A 19141-nucleotide genomic window follows, 5' to 3' on the forward strand; every position below is an offset into this window, starting at 1 on the left:
CTCGGACGCACGGGCCCTCGACGGCCGCGTCTGCCGACTCTATTGGCCGCCGAGACGTGCGTGCATTTCCCACACCAGGACTTCCGCCGGAACTTCGGCGACGATGCGCTGCCCGCCACTGCGCGTCATCCGCACCGCGTCGCCCTCGTAGAGGATTCCGACCCCCTCCATCTCCACCTCGCCGCGGGCGACGAAGACATGCAGGTAGGGCGCCTCGGGCAGGGTGATCGCCTGCCCCGCACCGGTTCCCGCCGCGCCGGGCATGCGCCCGACGTGCAGGGCGGAATGGCTGCTGCTGATCGCGATCGCGGTTCGATCGCGGTAGCGCGGCATCCCCGTGGCGACCGTGATCAGGCCGCCGCGGTCCAGTTCGTCGTCGATTTCCAGTTGTTGATATCCCGGAGTAATTCCCGGCTCGTCCGGTACTACCCACATCTGCACGAAATGAACCGGCTCGGAATGCGGAGACGTGCCGCCCTGTTCGGGCGGCAGTCGCCACGAATCATTCTTTTCCGAATGCAGAATTCCGGTTCCCGCACTCATTCGCTGCGCCAATCCGGGATAGATGACACCGGCATGTCCCAGCGAATCCTGATGCACTAGAGAACCGTTCAGAACCCAGGTGACAATTTCCATATCGCGATGCGGATGAGTTTCGAATCCCTCACCCGGCAACACGATGTCCTCGTTGTTCACCAGCAGCAGCCCGTGATGGGTGTTCTCCGGATCGTAATGCTCGCCGAACGAGAACGAATGCTTCGAATCCAGCCATGCCACACGGGTTTTCATGCGATCGCCGGCGCGATGAACATCGATGTGTGGTGTCGTGAGTGTGGACAACGGGGGTCCTCCTCTCGAGCTGCTGTCGAGGCCGCCGGGTAGATTCTACCGTGGCTGTGCACCGGCCCCGCACATTGATCCGGAGGTGAACCGAAATGCGACCCGACGCTGCGCGGCGGGCCGCCGTGGCCGCCGCCGTCCGCCGGCCCGGAATGCCGCGGCTGGCGCTGATCCGGTTCTCCGGACAGTTCGGCGACGGAATGTTTCAGGCCGCACTGTCGGGAGCGATTCTGTTCAATCCCGAACGTGCCACGGATCCGCTGGCGATCGCGGGCGGGTTCGCGGTGCTGCTGCTGCCGTATTCGGTGATCGGGCCGTATGCCGGAGCGATGCTGGACCGCTGGGACCGCCGGATGGTGCTGCTGGTCGCCAATGCGCTGCGCGCGGTGTTGATCGTGGTGACCGCCGTCGGACTGTGGGCCGGAATCCGGGATACGCCGCTGTTGCTGCTGGCGCTGGCGGTGGTCGGGATCAGCCGCTTCGTCCTGGCCGGTATCTCGGCGTCGCTGCCCCGGGTGCTGGAACAGCGCTGGCTGGTGCCGATGAATTCGGTCCTGGCGACGGTGGCATCGGGATGCGCCGGTGCGGGAGCCGCGGTCGCGGTGGCGATCATCGGCGCGATGGGAGCGGGCGATGTCGCGAGCGCGGTGGCGGTGGCGGCCAGTGCCTGCGGGTCGGTGATCTCGGCCGTGGCGGCGATCGGTTTCGCGCGACGCCGACTCGGACCCGAACATCGCATAGAAACACCCGGGCGCAGTGCGGCCGCCGAATCCGTACGGGCCGTGCTGACCGGTCTGCGCACCGGTGCCCGGGCGGTCGCCGAATCACGGGATTGCACCACCGCGATGATCGGCGTCGGCACCCACCGCATCGTCTTCGGTGCGAACACCCTGCTCATGGTGCTGGTTTTGCGTCGTCCCAACGAATCCGGGATCTCGGCCGGTTCGGGACTGGTCGGCTTCGGGGTCGCGATCACCGCGGTCGCCGCGGGCATGCTGGCCGCCGCGGTACTGACGCCGCTGCTGATTCCGCGGCTCGGGCGCCCGCGCACGGTGGTCGCCGGTCTGTCGGCGGCGCTGCTGGTGCAGGCGACACTGGTCCCGCCGATCACCGTCGCCACCGGTGCGGCCGAACACCGTGCCCATCAACTGTTGCTGGTGGGCGCGTTCCTGCTCGGCTTGGCCGGGCAGATGGTGAAACTGACCGGCGACGCCACCCTGCAGATCGATGTCGACGACGCCCGGCGCGGACAGGTATTCGCCCTGCAGGACACGATTTTCAACATCACGTTCGTGGTCGCCGTCGCGGTGACGGCCCTGATCATTCCCGCCGACGGCCGTTCTCTCGGCGTGGTGGCGGCCGGCGCCGGACTGTATGCGCTGGGTATCGCGGCGATCGCGGTCAACAGTCGCCGGTCTGCGCCACGCGGTTCCGGATGTTCGCAGACGCATCCCGAGTGATCGGTTAGATTGTTAGCCGCTGTGCTCGGTCCCAGCTGATGCGGTGACTGACAGTGCATGTCACCAGCGGTGCGAGTGGTAGTCGAGGAGTGCGGTGTTCGGGAACAACGCGACGGGGAGAGCGGCTGCCGATCGACCGGCGGCGGCGCGCGGCTCCACCCGCACCGGAAAGCGATGCGCCTCGGCAATTTTCACGCCTGCGGTCACCGGACTGCTGTTGTTCGGCACGGTTGCCCCCGTCCCGGCCTCGGCCGAACTCGCGCCGTGGGCGCCACCGCCGAAGAATGTTTGCGGCGAAACGGGATTCGATCCGCTGGCCCGCCAGCCCGATCCGAATGCGCCCGCGCCGCCGATCCTTCCGCCGCGAATCGACATTCCGGTGCCGGTGCCCGAGATCGTGCCCGTGCCGGTGCCGGGCCCGCGACCGGACAACACCCGCATCGTGCCGCAGCCTCTGCCCGCGGACCCGTGCCGCAACCCGTGCCCGGATATTCGCGATACGCCGAAACCACCGCCGGCCGAGGACCCTTCCGCGCCGGGCGAGCCCGCACCGGACTCCGGTTCGGCATCCGGCTCGAACGGTGGCTCGAACAACGGCTCGGGCACCGGTTCCGGGTCCGGCACGGGCTCGGGGTCGAATTCCGGTCCGTTCAATCTGCCGAACATCAACATCAATCCGGAACCCGAACCGATCCCGATCCCGATTCCCGGGGGCGAGCCGCCCGCACCGGAAACCCCGCCGCATCCGGTGCACCCGTCGATCGACCCGGGCGCGGTCGTCGAAGCACCCGCACCGCGCACGGTCGAGAACGTGAAGCTGGTCAATCAGGTGACCGGCCACGGCTCGGTCAACCGCACCGATATGCGCTGGCAGGTCGACGGGACCGACCTCGGCATCATGTGGGAGACCAAGCCCGGCCAGGTCGCGGTGGTGTTCGGCGACACCTTCGGCAAGGGCTGGGAGTACGGCCAGGTCGGCGGACCGGACTGGCGTTCGAACGTGCTCGGCTTCAGCTCCGAACGGGACCTGTCCAAGGGCCTGATCATCGACGACATGGTGCAGGACAGCCGCTGCCACGCCGCCGAACTGCTGAACAGTCGCAAGATCAAGAACTTCGAGACCACCGTGATCCCGACCTCCGGATTCGCACTCGGCGACCGGCAGTACATGAGCTACATGTCGGTCAATCACTGGAGCAAGATTCCGGGGATGTGGTGGACCAACAACGGTGGTCTGGCCTATTCCGACGACGGCGGCAGCACCTGGGTCAAGGATCAGTACGCCAAGTGGGACAACATGTTCGGCATCGATCGCTTCCAGGTCACGACGATGGTGCCGCACGGCGACTACGTCTACATGTTCGGCACGCCCAACGGCCGCATCGGCATGATCGGCCTGGCGCGGGTGCCGAAGAAAGAGGTACTGAACAAGTCCGCGTATCAGTACTGGGTCGACGGGACCTGGGCGCCGGCGCAGGAGAACCGCGCGACGCCGCTCATACCCGGCATCGCGGGCGAACTGTCGGTGCGCTACGACGACTCGAGCAAACAGTGGCAGATGGTCTACCTGGACCCGGCTCGGCATGCGATCGTGCTGCGCACCGCGACCGAACCGCAGGGGACCTGGACCGACGGCACGCTGCTGGCCGATACGAACGACTACCCGAAGGCCTACGGCGGATTCATCCACCCCTGGTCGACGGGTAAGGACCTCTACTTCACGATGTCGGCCTGGGACAGCTACAACGTCTACCTGATGCACGCGACGCTGAACGACCCGGAACCCGCCGATCCGTAGGTCCGCGCCGCCGCCCGATCGGGAAATGTCATCCACAGCCCCTGGCGTATTCACCGGCGGCCAGTACTCTCGAATCAATCATGGCCACCTATTTCGATCCCAAATCCTGGTCGCCGTCGCGGGCAGTGGACCTCGGCCGGCGGCTGTTCGACCCGGAGTTGCTGGATCAGTGGACGGCTTTCACCACCGCCTGGCTCGACCCGGTGGCGGATCTCGGTGCGGGTACGGTCACCGCACTCATGCCGGATGTGCTGATGACGCTGCTCAGCGAGGGGATTCTGAGTCGCTTCGGCGGCCGGGAGGTCACCGCGACCCTGCTCGGACACGATCTGACCGCGATTCTGCAAACCCTCAAGGTGCGCCGCCGCGGCGCCCACTTCCAGACCAAGACGGTACTTACCGAGCTGCGCTGGAACGGGCATCCGATCGAGGAGATGACGGTGATCGCGCACGGGGTGCGGCTGATCCCGGGCGTCCCGACGAAGGTGCGCACCGCGGGACTCGACGTCACCGGCACCGTGACGACCGTGGCCCTGGTCGAGTGGCTCAACGAGAAGCGGCTGGACTGGCGGTTCGAGGTGCATCCGAGCGGACTGATCAGCGCGCGTCATCGCACCCGGAAATTCCAGGCGCTGGTCGACGCCGCGATCAGTGACAACCTCGTCACGATCGCGGTCCATCAGGCCGCCTGGTCGGGCGTCCGGGTGCCGCGGCGCTGGGTGACGGTGGCGCCGGTCACCCTCTCGGACCTGCCCAACGACGTACGCATCGTGCGGGCCGACCGGCAGGGCGACCGGGTGCATTTCCGGCTCGAACTGTCGCAGATCACCGGCTCGTTCGACCTCGGGCAGATGCGGGCGGCGATCGTCGCCGGCACGACGCTGATCGTGTTCTGAGGCGTTTCGGTCCGCCGATTCCGGACGCTATTGTCCGCCGGCGTTCCACCATTCGAGCAGCGCGGCCTCGGCCTCGTCGCGAGTGAGCGGGCCGCGATCCAGCCGCAGTTCCTTCAGATAGCGCCAGGCACGGCCGACCTGCGGCCCCGGCTCCAGGCCGAGCAGTTCCATGATCGCGTTGCCGTCCAGATCCGGGCGCACCCGCTGCAGATCCTCCTCCTGCTGCAGGCGCTCGATCCGGGCTTCCAGGTCGTCGTAGGTCGAGCGCAACAGTGCGGCGCGGCGCTTGTTGCGGGTGGTGCAGTCGGCGCGCACCAATTTGTGCAGCCGCGGCAGCAGATCGTCGGCATCGGTGACGTAGCGGCGCACCGCCGAGTCGGTCCACTGGCCCTTGCCGTAGCCGTGGAACCGCAGGTGCAGATATACCAGCCGCGCCACGTCCTCGGTGAACTGCTTCGGATATTTCAAGGCGCGCATGCGCTTTCGCACCATCTTCGCGCCGACGACCTCGTGGTGGTGGAAGCTGACGCCGCCGCCGGGCTCGTTGCGCTTGGTCGGCGGTTTGCCGATGTCGTGCAGCAGCGCGGCCCAGCGCAGCACCAGATCCGGATCGCCCTGCTCCTGGTCGATGGCCTGGCGCAGCACGGTCAGCGAATGCTGGTAGACGTCCTTGTGTTGATGGTGTTCGTCGATCTCCAGTTTCATCGCCGGAACCTCGGGCAGTACGCGTTCGGCCAGCCCGGTCTCGCACATGATGTCGATGCCGTCGGTCGGATGTTCACCCGCGATCAGCTTGTCCAGTTCGGTACGGACCCGCTCGGCGGTGATGCGGCGGATCTCGTCGGCCATCAGCGCGATCGCCACTCGCACCCGCGGCGCCACCTCGAAGCCGAGCTGGGAGACGAAGCGGGCGGCGCGCAGCATGCGCAGCGGATCGTCGTTGAACGAATCCTCCGGCGCCGCAGGCGTATCCAGCACTCCGGCCAGCAGCGCGTCCATGCCGTCGAGCGGATCGACGAATTCCAGTTCACCGGCCCCGCCGATGCGCACGGCCATGGCGTTGACCGTGAAGTCGCGGCGAACCAGATCGCCCTCGAGGTTGTCGCCGAAGGTCACCTCCGGGTTGCGGGAGACGCGGTCGTAGCTGTCGCTGCGGAAGGTGGTGATCTCCAGCTGCCAGCCCGATTTCGACGCGCTCACCGTGCCGAACGCCAAACCGCCGGTGTCCCACAGGTTGTCGGCCCAGCCACGCACGATCTCCTGCACGACCTCGGGCCGCGCGTCGGTGGTGAAGTCCAGATCGGTGCCGAGCCGGCCCAGCACCGCATCGCGCACGCTACCGCCGACCAGGTACAGCTCGTGCCCGCGCGCGGCGAACAGGCCGCCCAGCGGAATCAGCACATCCGAGAGCCGGCCCAGGGTGATCGCCGCCGCGGCAAGCAATCGCGTCCGGCGATCATGGTCGGGGTCGGACACGGCCCTTCCTTTCACTTGTGTGCCGTCCTCCACTTCTGCGTCAACGGACTTCGGCGAAACCACGGAAACGCAGCTTAGTTGGTACGCACCCGCCGGTACCCGCCCGGACCGGCCGGACGACACCACCGCGGCGCGGCATGACACTCGGCATCGAACACGTTCAGTGCATCGATCCGGCGCGGCTAGACTGACCCGGTGTCTCCGGCCGATCGCGCGAACAGTCGACGCCGCCAGCCCCGGCGCCGCGGTTCGGCCGGTAATGCGGCGAAACCTCGCATGCGCACCGTCCGGGAAACCTCTGCGGGCGGATTGGTCGTCGACGGACTCGACGGCCCCGCCGAACAGCGCTGCGCCGCGCTCATCGGGCGCACCGACCGCCGCGGCCGGCTGCTGTGGTCGCTGCCGAAGGGCCACATCGAGGAGGGGGAGACGGCCGAACAGACCGCCGTCCGAGAGGTCGCCGAGGAAACCGGTATCAACGGCCGGGTGGTCGCGGAACTGGGAAGCATCGACTACTGGTTCGTCACCGAAGGCCGTCGGGTACACAAGACCGTGCACCATTACTTGATGCGGTCGTTGGGGGGTGAGCTCTCCGATGCCGACGTCGAGGTCACCAAGGTGGCCTGGGTGCCGTTGAGCGAACTCGATTCCCGGCTCGCCTACGCCGACGAGCGGCGTCTGGCCGAGGTCGCGAATCGGCTGATAGATCGGATGGAGAGCGGCAGACAATGACGCGTGCGAGTCGCAGTGGGCACCGCTGGGTGCTGCTGCTCGTCTCGCTGGCGCTCGCCGTATTGAGCGTGCCGTCGGCCGGGTCGAGCCATGCGCAGCCCTCCGGGTCGGGAGGTTCGACCGCCGCGCCGAAATTCCTCAAGCTCACGCTCGATTCGGTGTCGCCGAGCACGATCACCACCACCAGCGATTCCGTCCTCGCGCTGACCGGCACGGTGACCAACATCGGCGATCGCGTGGTGGACGACGTCAGCGTGCGGGTGCAGCGCGGGGCGGCCATCGCCGAACCCAGCGAATTGCGGTCCACGCTGCGTCAGGATCAATCGAATTTTCCGGTCAGCGCACAGTTCCAGGACGTCGCCGACCAGCTGGGGCCCGGGCAGCGCAAACAGTTCACCCTGCGGATCGGGGTGCGCGAGGGCATGTCCAACGCGGCCGCCAATCCGCCGGTCACCGACTCGCTCGGCATCACCGAACCGGGCGTGTATCCGCTGCTGCTGAATGTGAACGGCGAACCGGCCTACGGCAATCAGGCACATCTCGACGATGCGCGGTTCCTGCTGCCGGTGCTCGGCCTGCCCGCCCTGCCGAACGGCGCCGATGCCGCCGCGGAGGGCGCACAGCCGGTTCCGGCCGCACCGCAGCCGCCGGTGGCCACCACCATGTTGTGGCCCCTGGCCGATCGGCCCCGCATGGTCGCGGGCATTCCCGGGTCGGTGGACGGCAAGGCGCTGCTCACCGACGACGAACTGGCCGGCGAGCTCGCCGCGGGTGGCCGCTTGGATCAGCTGCTCTCGGCGCTGGAGTCGGCGCTGCGGCCCGACCCCTCGCACGATTCCGGCCGCTCGGGCGCCGGGCTGGCCGGATCGCTGTGCCTGGCCGTGGACCCGGATCTGCTGCTCACCGTGTCGAGGATGACCGAGGGATACCGGGTGCTGGCCTCGCCGTCGGATCCGGACGGGCCGACGCGCGACGGAACCGGCCCGCAGGCCGCGCGGACCTGGCTCGACCGGCTGCGTGCGCTGGCGCCGACGATGTGCACGGTGGCGCTGCCGTTCGCGCAGGTCGACCCGACCGCGTTGGCCGGCGTCCACGATGCCGATCTGGTCGCCCGCGCGATCACCGCACCCGCGGATATCGTCGATTCGCTGCTGTCGGTCAAATCCGTGCGCGGTGTGAGCCTGCCCGCCTCCGGAGCCATCGGAGCCGATGCCGCGGCCATGCTGACCGAGCGCGGTTTCACGACCGCCGTTCTCTCGGGAAATGCCGTGGCCGAGGGCGGTTCCGTCAGCGCCGCAACGGGTTCCGGGCGAGGCGAGGCGACGGTGCGCAGTACCGCCTCCGTCGCCGCGGATATCGCACCGGTGGTGCCGGAGATGGTTCGCCTGCCGGCCACCGCGCCGGCCAAACCCGAACTCACGCCGCCGGCGCCCGATTCCGGGTTGAGGGTCGCCACCTTCGACATGTGGTCGGCGACCGCGCTGGCCGCGGTCGGATCGAATCCGCCGACTCCGGCGTTCACTCCCGACCGGGTGCGTTACGCGGTCACCAACGACTCCCGCACCGCTCGACTGCAGGACGCACTGGGCGCGCTGACCTGGCCGGTGCTGAATACGACCGAGACCCGCCCCCGGGCGACCCTGCTGATGCCGCCGCAACAGTGGGGCGCCGACCGCGACGAGGCCGGAGCGTTGCTCTCGCATCTGGAGCTGATGTTCCGCAGCGGTTTGGCCACACCGCGTTCGTTCGCCGATCTGCTGGCCCAGCCGGTCGATCCGCGCCCGTACGACCTGGACTACTCCGGTGATGCGGTGGCGCAGGCGGTGCCGGACCAATTCGTCGCGCCGGTTGGGCAGCAGGAGCATCGGATCGACGATCTGATGAGCGCCCTGGTGGAGATCCCTCAGCAGGAGCCGACGCCGCGGACGTTCCTCACGCCGCTGCGCGACGATCTGATCCGGGTGCTGACGCTCTCGGATCGCACCGGCACCGATTCGCAAGCCGATACCGTCGCGCAACGACGACTCGAACAGACCACCCGGACCATGGACGGTTTGTTCTCCTCGGTGAGTGTGCTGCCGCCGGGCGGGGTCTACACGCTGGCCTCGGAGCAGAGCCCGTTGCTGCTGGTCGCACGCAACGATCTGCCGGTCGCGATCCGGATCCGGTTCAAGATCGGGGCGCCCGCCGAGACGAATATCACCGATATCGGTGAGCAGCAGCTTCCGGCAGAGGGTACTCGGTCGTTCCAGATCCCGACCAAGGTGAGCGACAGCCGTAACCTGGTGATTCCGATATCCCTTACCACACCGGCCGGAGTGCCTCTCGGCAACGCCACCTCGGTTTCGGTACGTTCGAACGCTTACGGTCAAGCGTTGGCGATAATTACCGCATGTGCCGGTGCACTGCTGTTCCTGCTCGCCGGTCGCCGCTTGTGGCGCCGCTTCCGGGGACAGCCGGATCCGGCCGACAAGGGTTTGGACCCCGGAAAACGACGCAGGCTGAACCGATACCTGCGCGCCCGCAAACGAGTACTGCAGGAAGAGGAGGCACAGTGAGCAACAATCGCGCAGCGGCTTACTGTGCCGACCGGGTGCGGGTGTCCCGCAGATCGCCGGGCACAGTGAGCAACAATCGCGCAGCGGCTTACTGTGCCGACCGGGTGCGGGTGTCCCGCAGATCGCCGGGCACAGTGAGCGACAATCGCGCAGCGGCTCGTTGTGCCGACCGTGTGGTTCACGGGCCGGCCCGAATGCCGAGCAGACCGGAGGTCCGGTGACCGAGTACGACGGCCCCGTCGTGCCCGATCAGGCCGACGACGAGCAGTTTCCGCGACGCGCACCCGCCGCGCCGTGGGAGCGTGGACCGCGTCGGCTGAGTCCCGATCCCTCGATGCCGCCCTCGGGCGCCAACGGTGTCGTGCCCAACGGCGCGCCGCCGCATCGCTTGCCGAACGAGGCCCGCCCCGATCCGGCCGATCCGCGGCGACCGCTCAGCGGCCCGATTCCACAGGTACCCCCGGCCGGCCGGATGCCCGGCCCGAACGGGGCCCGGCCCACACCGCCGCCGCGCCGGCAAACGCCGCCCAGCGCACCCATGCGCCCGATACCGGGTGCCGTCCCGCGCCAGGTTCCGCCGGGAGCAGCGCCTCGTCCGGGACCGCCGAACCCGCCCGACGGGTCCCGGTATCCGGGCCCGCAGAATCCACCGCGCCGGCAGAGCCCGCCGAGCGCGCCCATCCGCCAGACGCCGCCGAATGCGCCGCGCCCGCCGCTACCCCCCAACGCCCCGCCGAGCGAGCCGTTCCGTCAAGTGCCCCCGACGGATCATCGCGGTGCTCGCCCGCAGCAGGACACCCCGCCGCCGGGACGGCCCCGTCCACCGCAGCGCGGCCCGCGCCCGCCGGTCGATCCCTCCGACCAGGAATCCCGGTACCGAGACCCCGAGTACCGAGAACCTCAGTACCGCGAGTCTCAGAATCGGGAGACCCCGCGCCGGGACGTGCCTCGTGCGGATCCGCGACGGTCCTATCCGCCGGGCCCGCCGAGCGGTCCGGTCGACCGAGTCCCTCGCCCGCCCCGCGCGGAGCGGGCGATGCCGCGCCAGATCCCGCCCTCCGAGACCGCCGAGCCGCGTCGTCGGCCGGCAGCGGAGCGTCCGGCTGCGGCGCGCCCCGATACGCCACGGCCGACACGCGCGCGCGGTGATTCGGCAGGTCCTCGCACCGCCCAGCAGGCCGTGATCGAGCAGGAACCGGAAGAGTCGTCGACTTCGCGATTGGTCCGCGATTCCGGGTCCATCGCAGTCGCCACGTTGGTCAGCCGTATCACCGGCTTCGTCAAGCAACTGCTGCTCGTCACCGTTCTCGGCCCGGCCATCGCCAGTGCGTTCACGGTCTCCAGCACGATCCCGACCATGATTTCCGAGCTACTGCTCGGCGCGGTGCTCACCGCCATCGTGGTGCCGACCCTGGTCCGCGCGGAGAAAGAGGACGCCGACCGCGGCGCCGCCTTCGTCCGCCGCTTGGTCACCGCGGCATTCACGGTGCTGGCCATCGGAACCGTCCTCGCCGTCGCCGCGGCGCCGGTGATGACCACCCACATCTTCCTGTCCCACGACGGCAAGGTGAATACCGCGCTGACCACGGCGCTCGCCTTCCTGCTGCTGCCGGCCATCCTCTTCTACGGGATGTCGGGCCTGCTCATGGCGATCCTGAACACACATCAGGTGTTCAAACCGGGCGCCTGGGCGCCGGTGCTGAACAACGTGGTCGTGCTGGCGATTCTGACCCTGTACGCGGTGACGCCGGGTGAGATCAGCCTCGATCCGGTCCGGATGAGCGATCCGAAGCTGCTGGTCCTCGGCGTCGGTGTGACCGTCGGTGTCATCGTTCAGATGGTGAGCCTGCTGCCGGCCATCCGGCGGCTGGGGATCGATCTGCGCCCGCTGTGGGGGGTGGACGCCCGGCTCAAGCAGTTCGCCGGAATGGGCGCGGCCATCATCCTGTACGTGTTCATCAGCCAGATCGGCTGGACCATCGCCACCCGGGTCTCCTCGCACGCCGATGTCGCGGGCCCGACCATCTATCAGAACGCCTGGCTGCTGCTTCAGCTGCCGTACGGCGTGCTCGGCGTGACCCTGCTGACCGCGATCATGCCGCGGCTGAGCCGCAATGCCGCCGCCGACGACAATCCGGCGGTCGTCGACGACCTCGGCGTCGCCACCCGTCTGACCATGATTTCGCTGGTCCCGGTGGTCACCTTCCTCACCATCGCGGGTCCGCAGATCGGCCAGGCGCTGTACGGATACGGCCATTTCGGTAGTTCGGATGCGGGCCGTCTGGGCGAGGCGGTCTCCTGGTCGGCGTTCACGCTGATTCCGTACGCGCTGGTGCTGATTCATCTGCGGGTGTTCTACGCGCGGGAACAGGCCTGGACGCCCACCTGGATCATCCTCGGCATCACCGGCGTCAAGATCGTGTTGTCGCTGCTCACGCCGGTGTTCTTCAGTGACGATCACGTGGTCATCGCCCTGGGCGTGGCCAACGGCCTGGGCTTCGTGACCGGCGCGGTGATCGGCGGCTGGCTGTTGCACCGCAGTCTCGGCGACCTGCGCATGGCCAACGTCGGCCGCACCGTCACCCGGGTCGTGCTGGCCTCGGTGGCCGGCGCGGCGGTGACGCTGATCATGGATCAGGTGCTGGGCCTGTCGCGGCTCGACGGCGGCCTCGCCTCGGTCCTGCGGGTCGGCCTGGACGCGATCGTCATGTTCGGCGTCGCATTCGGCCTGATGCGCCTCGCCGGAGTGCCGGAGATCGTCGCGCTCACGGTCGCGGTGTCGCGCCGCCTGGGCTTCACGCCGCCGGCGCCCGACCTCGGCTTGGACGACACCGCGGCCGATATGCACGACACGATGGTGCTGCCGCGCCCGGATCTCGCAGCTCCGTACTACTACCGCTACGACCCGTATACCGACGCCCAGACCATGGTGTTGCCGGTAATCCGTCCTGGTGCGGTTGACCGCACCGCTCAGGGCGAGTTCCCGTACCCTGTTCGGCAGAGAAACGCAAATGCCGGTGCTGCACCGGCGCCACAAACTTCGACATATCAGGGCGAAGGAGGAGCGAGGGTGAGCGACGACGCGGCGGAGGGCCAGCCTTCCGCCGAGGCTGCCGACGCGGCAGGCGCAGTGCGCACCGACGACGTCCCACCCGGGAGTGTTCCGCCGGCCGACCGCACTCGGGACTCCGCATCCGACCATACGGAAACGTCGAACGCCGCTGCGGCGCCCGACGCCGAGGCCGGTGTGCACGGGGATGCCCCCGACGCGCCGAACGCCGCGGACGCGGTGGGCGGCAACGGCGCGGAAGCAGTGCCGCCCGCGGCGGTGCCGCCGCGGGATCCGGCCTACGACACCGGCATGCTGCCGGTCGGTTCGCCGGAGATGCCCCCGATGCGGGTGGAACCGCCGGCCCGGCGGGTGCCGCGCGGTCCCAAACTGATTCCGGGCGCCTCCGTGGCGGGTGGCCGCTATCGGCTGCTCGCCGACCACGGCGGCGCGCGCGGACTGCGGTTCTGGCAGGCCTTGGATGTGAAACTGGACCGTGAGGTCGCGCTCACCTTCGTCGATGCCGATCAGAAGGCCGCCGACAATCCCGGCCACGACGGCCCGCAGGCCATCCTCTCGCGCACGTTGCGCCTGGGCCGGATCAACTCGTCCGGCCTGGCCCGCGTGCTCGACGTGGTGCGCGGCAGTTCCGGCGGCATCGTGGTCGCGGAGTGGACTCCCGGCCGTTCGCTGCGGGAGATGGCCGAGACCCAGCCCTCGCCGATCGGCGCGGCGCGGGCCATCCGCGCCCTGGCCGCGGCGGCCGAACTGGCCCATCGCGGCGGCGGATCGCTCTCGATCGACCATCCGGACCGGGTACGCATCAGCGCGTCCGGCGATGCGGTGCTGGCCTTCCCGGGCACCTTGGCCGATTCCGACGCGCAATCGGATGTGCGCGGCCTCGGCGCGATGCTCTACGCGTTGATCACCGCCCGCTGGCCGATCCGCACCGGCGGTGTCACCGGTTCGGCGGCGACCGTCGGCGGGCTGAAGCTGGCCGATTTCGGAAGCGACGGCTCTCCGGTGGAACCGCGCCAGATTCGCCCCGAAGTGCCGTTCGAGATCTCCGCGGTGGCCGTCCGCTCGCTCGAGGCCGACAAGGGCGTGCGTACGGCGGCGACCGTGCAACACGTGCTCGAGCAGGCCTCGGTCGTCGACCAGAAGACCGACTTCATCCCGGTCCTGCGCCTGGGCCAGCGCGCGGTCGCGAATCCGGACGAAAGCCTCGCCGATCCGGAACTGCTCGCCGCCGAGCGCGAGCGGTCGCAGCGCATGCTGTGGATCCTGGTCGCTCTGGGTGTGCTCGCGGCGCTGGTCGTCGGCGTGATCATCTGGTGGCTGCTGAGTATCTTCGCGCCGGGTTCGGCCGACGAACCGCTCAACGAACAGCGCAAACTGGGCCTGACCACGGCCAGCGTCGCACCGACGACGCCGGCCGCGCAGACAGCGGGACCCGCGCCGACCACGGCCGCCGGACTTCCGCTGCAGGCGACGGGCGTCTCGGTGTACTCCCCGGAGGGGACCCCGGACAGTCCCGGCAACGTGTCGGCCCTGCTGGACGGCAATCCGACCACCACCTGGCACACCGATCAGTACTTCCAGCAGTTCCCGGCCTTGAAGAAGGGGATCGGGGTGCTCGCGACGCTGCCCGGGCCCAGCAAGGTGAGCAAGGTCGTCATCGATTCCGCGTCGCCGGGCACGGTGGTCGAGGTGCGTACCTCGCCCACCGCGGTTCCCACCCTGGATCAGACCCAGCTCGTCGGCCAGGCCACCCTGGCCGACGGCACCACCACGATCCCGGTGCAGTCCGACCAGCCGGCCCGCTACATCCTGATCTGGATCACCCAGCTGGCCAACAACGGCGGCCAGTTCCAGTCGTCGATCGGCGACATTCACTTCGAGGCAGCTTCCTGATTCCTGCCGTCGCGGCCGGCGGTTGTTCCGGCCCGTGATATCACCTCGCTCTGGTTGCTACCGATTCGTAATAAACGTTATGATTCACAGCGCGCTCTCAGCAGGGGAGCTTCCTGGGATCTGGTGTCTCGGTCCTGGATGATGCGGAATTTGCGGCCGGTCCGGTGTAGGACTTCGCGCCGCCGTGAGCGCTGTCCAAGGGGTTTGTGTGTCGTTCGAAGCGATCGCCAGTGGGGGGACACCGGAGTCGTCTGCTGTTCGTCGTCGCTCGATCGATCCGGACGAAACCACCGATTTCGAATTGCTTTCCGCCCATGTCGCCGGAGACCGCGACGCTTTCGGCATTCTGTTCCGCCGCCATTACAGCCGGCTCTGGCAATTGGCACTGCGCACCTGCCGAACTCCGGAAGATGCCGCCGATTCGCTGCAGGACGCGCTGCTGTCCGCGCATCGCAATGCCGCCACCTTCCGCGGGGATGCGGAGGTACGCAGCTGGCTGCATCGCATCGTGGTCAACGCATGCCTGGATCGTATGCGGCGCAACAAATCCCGTCCCGCGACGTCACTGTCGGACGAATCGGTGGCAGAACCCGCAATGGAACGCGACGACATCGCGCAGCGCGAGGTGAAAATGGTCGTTGCCGCGGCCCTGTTCACGCTGCCGCCCGATCAGCGAGCAGCGCTGGTTGCGATCGACATGGAAGGGTATACCGTAGCGGAAGCGGCGCAGTTGCTGGGCGTCGCCGAGGGGACGATCAAAAGTCGCTGCGCCCGTGGCCGAAAACGGCTGGAACAGGAATTGGAATTCCTGCGAAATCCGGGGAACCGGACGTAGCCGAGAAGCGTCTTTACTAACAGACGGACAAATATTCGTTGTGCCTGCCTCCGCATCGCTGCGATGACAGGCGCTACATCATGAGGCCGGACCCGGAGAGGCGATGGACGACAAGGGCGAATTCGCCGCGCGGCGACGCCGTTCCGGGGTGTGGGGCGACGAAGCGGACACAGGAGGTGTGATGGCAGCCCGTTCCGTGCCGCGCCCTCCGTTCTCCACCGATCTGCTGGCCGAGTTGCACGCCGACAACGTCCCTCCGGAGCAGGCCGAGCTGTTGTGGCCACAAGTTCGCCGGGACCCCGACGCCGTCCGTTTTCTGCACTCGCTCGACGGCGTGAGCGCCGAATTACGCGCGCTGAGCCTGGACGATCGCATCCTGCACCCGATACCGACCGAGGTCGCGGCCCGGCTGGACGCGCTGCTGGACCAGTTGTCCCGCGGCGAGCAGCCGCAACCGGTCGCCACCGTCCATCAGCTCCACCGTGACGGCTCGGACGGTGAGCCACCCTCGACCCGTCCGATGCCGGCTCTCGACGCGATACCGCCGGAGCCGGTTCCCGAGGAGCCGCTGCCGCCGGACGCCGACGTCCCGGGCACGGCGTCACCGGACGAGCCGATTTCTCTGGAGGGTCACCGCACGAAGCGATTGCGCTGGTTCACCGCGGCCGCGGCGGCGGTGGCCGTCATCGCCGGAACCCTGGTCGCGGTCGACGCGGCGACCGATCGCACGGTGAGGCCGAACGCACTGCCCGCCGAACACGGCACCAGCGTCGCCCTCGACGACGAGCTGTCCTCCGCGGCCGTACTCAGTGCCATGGGCCGCAACGACGTCACCGGCCCGCTGTCGGGCCCCGGCGCGATGGCCGGGTGTGTGAAGGCCGCGGTCCCGGACCGCACGGTGCTCGGCTCGACGAATGTCACATATCGCGGTGAATCGGCCGTGTTGATTCTGCTCACCGGCCCGCGTCCACCAAAGATCACTGCACTGGTCGTGCGGACCGGTTGCAGCCCAGCGGATCCGCAGATCCTCGATATGCGTGATATCGGCTGACAGCGCGCGGCCTCGGCCACAGCCGGTCGGCGGCGGGAACATCTACGTTTACCCTGTTGTTGACCGACACGCCTGTTGAACACACTTCGGAAGGGCATCATGAGCACGCCTGTACGCGATCTGATCATTGTCGGCTCCGGCCCCGCCGGCTACACCGCCGCGGTCTACGCTGCCCGGGCCGAGCTCGAACCTTTGCTGTTCGAGGGCACCCAGTTCGGTGGTGCGCTGATGACGACGACCGAGGTGGAGAACTTCCCCGGCTTCCGCGACGGCATCATGGGCCCCGATCTCATGGAAGAGATGCGTGAGCAGGCCAAGCGCTTCGGCGCGGATATCCGTACCGAGGATGTCGAGGCGATCGATCTCTCCGGCCCGATCAAGTCGGTCACGGTCGGCGGCGAGGTCTATCAGTCCTACGCGATCATCCTGGCCATGGGCTCGGCGGCCCGCTATCTCGGCGTGCCGGGGGAGCAGGAGCTGCTGGGCCGCGGGGTCAGCGCCTGCGCGACCTGTGACGGCTTCTTCTTCAAGGGCCAGGACATCGTCGTGGTCGGCGGTGGCGATTCCGCGATGGAGGAAGCGACCTTCCTCACCAAATTCGCCTCCAGCGTGACCATCGTGCATCGCCGCGAGGAATTCCGCGCCTCCCGCATCATGCTCGAGCGCGCGAAGGCGAACGAGAAGATCCGCTTCCGGCTGAACTCCGAGGTGGTCGAGGTGCACGGCGACACCGCCGTGACCAGTCTCACCCTGCGCGACACCAAGACCGGCGAAACCTCCGAGCTGGCGGCCACCGGCCTGTTCGTGGCGATCGGCCACGACCCGCGCAGCGAATTGGTCCGCGGCCAGGTCGATCTCGATGCCGAGGGCTACGTGAAGGTACGCGAGCCCGGCACCGCGACCTCGGCGGACGGCGTCTTCGCGGCCGGCGATCTGGTCGATCACACCTACCGCCAGGCCATTACGGCCGCCGGCACCGGCTGCCGTTCGGCGATCGACGCCGAGCGCTGGCTCGCCGAGAAGGGCGACATCACCAGCAACACGCTCGATCACGCCGGCAACCCGGTGGAAGTGACCGCCGGCTGATCCACCCCCGAAGCCTTTCGAATATCGCGTCATCGCACACCGCTAGGAGTTCCGCATGTCCGAAACAGCCACCAAGACCGTCACCGACGCCACCTTCGAACAGGATGTGCTCGGTAGCGACAAGCCGGTGCTCGTCGACTTCTGGGCCTCCTGGTGCGGTCCGTGCAAGATGGTCGCCCCGGTGCTGGAGGAGATCGCCGCGGCGCACGGTGACAAGCTGACCGTCGCGAAGGTCGATGCCGACGCCAACCCCACGAGCTCCCGTGACTACGGTGTGATGGCATTGCCGACGATGATCCTGTTCTCCGGTGGCAAGGAAGCCAAGCGCATCGTGGGTGCCAAGGGTAAGGCCGCCCTGCTGCGCGAACTCGAGGGCATCATCTGAGTCGTCCCGTTCGAGGCCCTGGGTTACCGCACGTCGCGAGCGTGTCCGGCCCGGGGCCCCGATGCGGTTCGAACCAGGGGGCACTCCGGGACCCGATGGCTGTGTACTATTTCGGCACCCGGAGAATTGCCGAAATACGGCTCGGGTCTGAGACAATCGACCGACGCTCCGGTCGTGCGAGGGTGTGTGCCATCGCATAAGTGGGTACCCGGGTTGGCGGAAGGAAAGGGCTCTCACGCATGCACCGACTTCGTCACGGCGATACTGGTCCAGCCGTCGCTGAGGTCCGGAGCAACCTGGCAAGTCTCGGATTCCATCCGCACCCGCACGGGACCGACCGGTCCGGTGGGCAGGGGGAGTACTGGAAGGATTCCGACGCCGTCTTCGATCGTGAACTCGATTCGGCCGTACGCGCTTTCCAGCAGCAGCGAGGCCTGCTGGTCGACGGCGTCGTCGGGCCCGCGACCTATCGCGCGCTGAAGGAGGCGTCCTACCGCCTCGGCGCCCGGACCCTGATCTATCAGCTCTCGGCGCCGCTGTACGGCGACGATGTCGCCACCCTGCAGCGGCGCCTGCAGGATCTGGGCTTCTACGTCCATCGCATCGACGGCTACTTCGGCCCGCATACCCACGATGCGCTCACGGCCTTCCAGCGCGAGATCGGCCTGTCCGCGGACGGCATCTGCGGTCCGGACACCCTGCGCTCGCTGGAACTGCTCGGAGCGCGGGTCACCGGCGGCAATCCGCATCGCATCGCCGAGGAAGAGGTCGTCCACCGGGCCGGCCCGCAGCTGACCGGAAAGCGCATCGTCATCGACCCCGGAATGGGCGGCGAGGACAAGGGTTTGGCCGTGCCGACGGAATTCGGCGACGTGTACGAGTCCGAGATCCTCTGGGATCTGGCGAGCCGCCTCGAGGGCCGGATGGCCGCCACCGGCATGGAGACGTTCCTGTCCCGCCCGTGGGGCGCCAACCCGACCGACGCCGAACGCGCCGAGACCTCCAACACCTTCGACGCGGATCTGATGATCTCGCTGCGCTGTGCGGCGAATCTCAGTTCG

At 68.3% G+C, this 19141-nt stretch carries 13 protein-coding genes; 11 read left to right on the top strand and 2 right to left on the bottom strand.

Features of this window, described 5'->3' with window-relative positions:
- Positions 1-39 precede the first annotated feature (39 nt).
- Complete coding sequence (locus tag NN2_RS28140; RefSeq protein WP_104362356.1) at positions 40-840, bottom strand: pirin family protein; 801 nt, start codon at positions 838-840, stop codon at positions 40-42.
- Positions 841-935: 95 nt separating this feature from the next.
- Here NN2_RS28140 and NN2_RS28145 point away from each other — a divergent pair, with 95 nt between their 5' ends.
- From NN2_RS28145 to NN2_RS28155, 3 genes are all read left to right on the top strand, one after another.
- Positions 936-2300 carry an MFS transporter gene (locus tag NN2_RS28145; RefSeq protein ID WP_063017387.1) on the top strand — a complete coding sequence of 455 codons (1365 nt, stop codon included), beginning with the start codon at positions 936-938 and terminating at the stop codon, positions 2298-2300.
- A 187-nt stretch (positions 2301-2487) separates the two neighbouring features.
- Positions 2488-4098, top strand: a complete 1611-nt coding sequence (locus tag NN2_RS28150; protein ID WP_063017411.1) for a DUF4185 domain-containing protein — start codon at positions 2488-2490, stop codon at positions 4096-4098.
- Between the two features lie 80 nt (positions 4099-4178).
- Entirely contained in the window at positions 4179-4994 is an 816-nt protein-coding gene (locus tag NN2_RS28155; protein WP_063017389.1) for a hypothetical protein, read from the top strand.
- Positions 4995-5021: 27 nt separating this feature from the next.
- Here NN2_RS28155 and NN2_RS28160 read toward each other — a convergent pair whose 3' ends face one another.
- A complete protein-coding gene (locus tag NN2_RS28160; RefSeq protein ID WP_063017413.1) occupies positions 5022-6470 on the bottom strand; it encodes a CCA tRNA nucleotidyltransferase in 1449 nt (482 codons plus the stop codon).
- A 195-nt stretch (positions 6471-6665) separates the two neighbouring features.
- Between NN2_RS28160 and NN2_RS28165 the strand changes: the two genes are divergently transcribed.
- The 8 genes from NN2_RS28165 to NN2_RS28200 form a co-directional block, all read left to right on the top strand.
- Positions 6666-7202 carry an NUDIX hydrolase gene (locus tag NN2_RS28165; RefSeq protein ID WP_064923396.1) on the top strand — a complete coding sequence of 179 codons (537 nt, stop codon included), beginning with the start codon at positions 6666-6668 and terminating at the stop codon, positions 7200-7202.
- The gene (locus NN2_RS28170; protein ID WP_063017391.1) at positions 7199-9760 is read left to right on the top strand and encodes a DUF6049 family protein; all 2562 of its coding nucleotides are present in this window, start codon (positions 7199-7201) and stop codon (positions 9758-9760) included. Before NN2_RS28165 ends, NN2_RS28170 begins: the two co-directional genes overlap by 4 nt.
- Before the next feature lie 1036 nt (positions 9761-10796).
- Complete coding sequence (murJ, locus tag NN2_RS28175) at positions 10797-14723, top strand: murein biosynthesis integral membrane protein MurJ (RefSeq protein WP_063017392.1); 3927 nt, start codon at positions 10797-10799, stop codon at positions 14721-14723.
- 271 nt (positions 14724-14994) lie between these two features.
- Entirely contained in the window at positions 14995-15558 is a 564-nt protein-coding gene (sigM, locus tag NN2_RS28180; protein WP_030514058.1) for an RNA polymerase sigma factor SigM, read from the top strand.
- A gap of 181 nt (positions 15559-15739) precedes the next feature.
- A complete protein-coding gene (locus tag NN2_RS28185; RefSeq protein ID WP_146100930.1) occupies positions 15740-16609 on the top strand; it encodes an RsmA family anti-sigma factor in 870 nt (289 codons plus the stop codon).
- A 99-nt stretch (positions 16610-16708) separates the two neighbouring features.
- The gene (trxB, locus tag NN2_RS28190) at positions 16709-17695 is read left to right on the top strand and encodes a thioredoxin-disulfide reductase (protein WP_063017396.1); all 987 of its coding nucleotides are present in this window, start codon (positions 16709-16711) and stop codon (positions 17693-17695) included.
- A gap of 55 nt (positions 17696-17750) precedes the next feature.
- Positions 17751-18080: a thioredoxin gene (gene trxA / locus NN2_RS28195; protein WP_030514055.1), complete on the top strand. Its 330-nt coding sequence runs from the start codon at positions 17751-17753 to the stop codon at positions 18078-18080.
- A 239-nt stretch (positions 18081-18319) separates the two neighbouring features.
- A partial coding sequence (locus NN2_RS28200; RefSeq protein ID WP_063017398.1) for an N-acetylmuramoyl-L-alanine amidase occupies positions 18320-19141 on the top strand: 822 nt, incomplete at its 3' end.

It is taken from the genome of Nocardia nova NBRC 15556, assembly GCF_001613005.1.
GTDB classification, from domain to species: Bacteria; Actinomycetota; Actinomycetes; order Mycobacteriales; family Mycobacteriaceae; genus Nocardia; species Nocardia nova.

Excerpts from the sequence above, each read along its gene's own strand:
- NN2_RS28145 (WP_063017387.1), top strand. The coding sequence starts at position 936 with ATGCGACCCGACGCTGCGCGGCGGGCCGCCGTGGCCGCCGCCGTCCGC.
- NN2_RS28155 (WP_063017389.1), top strand. The coding sequence starts at position 4,179 with ATGGCCACCTATTTCGATCCCAAATCCTGGTCGCCGTCGCGGGCAGTG.
- NN2_RS28170 (WP_063017391.1), top strand. The coding sequence starts at position 7,199 with ATGACGCGTGCGAGTCGCAGTGGGCACCGCTGGGTGCTGCTGCTCGTC.
- murJ (WP_063017392.1), top strand. The coding sequence starts at position 10,797 with ATGCCGCGCCAGATCCCGCCCTCCGAGACCGCCGAGCCGCGTCGTCGG.
- NN2_RS28185 (WP_146100930.1), top strand. The coding sequence starts at position 15,740 with ATGGCAGCCCGTTCCGTGCCGCGCCCTCCGTTCTCCACCGATCTGCTG.
- trxB (WP_063017396.1), top strand. The coding sequence starts at position 16,709 with ATGAGCACGCCTGTACGCGATCTGATCATTGTCGGCTCCGGCCCCGCC.
- trxA (WP_030514055.1), top strand. The coding sequence starts at position 17,751 with ATGTCCGAAACAGCCACCAAGACCGTCACCGACGCCACCTTCGAACAG.